The sequence below is a fragment of the Paraburkholderia sp. genome (assembly GCF_035656215.1).
Lineage (GTDB): Bacteria > Pseudomonadota > Gammaproteobacteria > Burkholderiales > Burkholderiaceae > Paraburkholderia.
This window is the reverse complement of sequence record NZ_DASRSY010000195.1, coordinates 1-2,516: the sequence shown is the minus strand read 5'-3', so window position 1 is coordinate 2,516 and position 2,516 is coordinate 1. Positions and strand designations below refer to the sequence as shown.

3 protein-coding genes are annotated in these 2,516 nt (G+C 63.6%); all 3 read right to left on the bottom strand.

The window, feature by feature from the left end:
* On the bottom strand, positions 1 to 676 hold a 676-nt coding region (locus tag VFE81_RS11140), incomplete at its 3' end, for a PLDc N-terminal domain-containing protein (RefSeq protein WP_325044650.1).
* 140 nt (positions 677 to 816) lie between these two features.
* Positions 817 to 1,701: a 50S ribosomal protein L3 N(5)-glutamine methyltransferase gene (prmB, locus tag VFE81_RS11135; protein WP_325044649.1), complete on the bottom strand. Its 885-nt coding sequence runs from the start codon at positions 1,699 to 1,701 to the stop codon at positions 817 to 819.
* A 16-nt stretch (positions 1,702 to 1,717) separates the two neighbouring features.
* On the bottom strand, positions 1,718 to 2,516 hold a 799-nt coding region (gene dapE, locus VFE81_RS11130), incomplete at its 5' end, for a succinyl-diaminopimelate desuccinylase (RefSeq protein WP_325044648.1).

The following is a 2,516-nucleotide window of genomic DNA, read 5'->3' as shown; positions in this document are numbered from 1 at the left end:
CGATCTTGCGGTGGTTGCGGAAGTTCAACTGCAAACGGTTGACGAAGCGGCGATTGGTGGCGAACGGGTGTGTCTCCACGCCGGCTGCCCGCAGCGCCGCCACGTAGCGGTGAGGCAGATCGAAACTGCCGATGCTGTCGTACAGAAAGTAGACGCGCACGCCTTGCTGCGCTTTCGCGATCAGTGCGTCTTTCAGCATCTCGCCAAGCGTGTCGTCGCGCACAATGAAGAACTGCACGATCACGTAATTGCGTGCGCCCTCGATTGCTTCGAAGATCGCCTCGAATGTTGCGGCTCCGTTCACCAGCGTGCGCACGGAATTGCCCGGTAGGAACGGCATGCCGCCCAGGCGCGTAAGCGAATGCACGAGCCTCGTGCCAAGCTCCTGCGTAGGCAGCCCCGCGGAGGAGGCCAGCGTGTCCCATTCCTGAGGATGGGCGCGCGTGCGCAGCAATTCGTTTTCGACGCGTCGAGCGTCCGCGTAACCCTCGAATTTGCTGCGGCCGAGGAATAGATATGGCACCAGCGTCAGATACGGCATGGCGACCAGCGACACGGCCCACGCAATCGCGCCTTGCGATGTGCGGGTGTTCAGAATCGCGTGGCACGCCGCGATCACGCCGAGAATATGGGCGAGTGCGACCAGCGGGCCGATGTGAAGCAGGTCGAATTGCATAGGCGGGTGGAGGTTTGGCAAAGCGCTGCCGCGGCCGCTTGACGGCGAGAGGGGCTGGCTCAGGAAGTGCGCTCAGGTGCGGCACGCGCGGCAAGCAGTCAACACCTGCTGCGCGCGTCGCGGGATGAAGCTATAAAACGTCAGACCGGCAGATCCGCGGCCTGAATCAGGAACACGTTGTCGTCGCCGGCACTCGTCGACAGCCAGACCAGATCGAGGCCGCCGAATGCCGCTTCGACGTTTGCGCGCTCGTTGCCGATCTCGACCACCAGCACACCGTATTCGGTCAGCCAGTTGCGCGCTTCGGCGATGATCCTTCGCACGATATCCATGCCGTCCGCGCCGCCGGCCAAAGCCATGTCCGGCTCGTGCTTGTATTCGGCTGGGAGTCCCTGCATCGAGGTGGCGTTCACGTACGGCGGATTGCTGATGATCACGTCGTAACGGCGCTCGGCGAGCGGCGCGTACAGATCGCCCTCGAAGAGGGCGACGCGGTCGTCGAGCCTGTATTCCGTGACGTTGCGCGTGGCGACTTCCAGGGCGGGCGCCGAGAGATCGACGGCGTCGATATCCGCGTTCGGGAATGCGTGCGCCGCGAGGATCGCAAGGCAGCCGGAACCGGTGCACAGTTCCAGCACGGCGCCCACCTGTTCGGGATCTTCGACGTACGGCTGCAGGCCATCCTGCAGCAACTCGCCGATGAACGAGCGCGGCACGAGCACGCGTTCATCCACGTAAAAGCGGAAGCCGTGCATCCACGCTTCCTGCGTGATGTAGGCAGCCGGCACGCGCTGGCCGGCGCGGCGCTCGATGACGTTCAGCACGGCGTCGATTTCGGCGGCGGAGAGACGCGCGTCAAGAAACGGATCCAGCAGATCGAGCGGCAGATGCAGCGTGTGCAGGATCAGATAGGCGGCTTCGTCGTAGGCGTTGGCCGAGCCGTGGCCGAACGACAACTCGGCCTGGTTGAAACGCGACACCGCGAAACGCAGCAGGTCGCGGACGGTGGAAAACGGGAGCGTCATCGCAGATATTCCTTGGTCAGGCGATCAGTTGTTCGAGCACGCGGCGATACACATTCTTCAGCGGCTCGATGTGTGCGACGTCGATATGTTCGTCGATCTTGTGGATGCTGGCGTTCAGCGGGCCGAATTCGATCACCTGCTCGCAGATGCGGGCGATGAAGCGGCCATCCGAGGTGCCGCCGGTGGTCGACAGTTCCGTCGTGACGCCGGTTTCGTCCTTGATCGCTTTAGCCAGCGCGTTCGACAGATCGCCGCGCGGCGTGAGGAACGGCAGGCCGCTCACGGTCCATTGCAGGTCGTATTCGAGATTGTGCCGGTCGAGGATCGCATGGACGCGAGCCTGCAGGCCTTCCACCGTACTGGCCGTCGAGAATCGGAAATTGAACATCACGTCCGCATGGCCGGGGATCACGTTGGTCGCGCCGGTGCCGCTATGGACGTTCGAAACCTGCCAGGTGGTGGGCGGGAAGTACTCGTTGCCGTCGTCCCAGCGTTCGGCGACCAGTTCGGCCAGCGCGGGCGCGAGCAGATGCACCGGATTTTTCGCCAGATGCGGATAGGCGATATGGCCTTGCACGCCCTTGACGATCAGGTTGCCCGACATGGACCCGCGCCGGCCATTCTTCACCATGTCGCCGAACTGTGCGCTCGACGTCGGTTCGCCGACGATGCAGTAGTCCATGCGTTCGCCGCGCGCCTGTAGTGCTTCGACGACCTTGATGGTGCCGTCGGTAGCGGGGCCTTCTTCGTCGCTCGTAATCAGGAATGCGATCGAGCCGCGATGCGCGGGGTGCGCCGCGACGAATTCCTCGCTT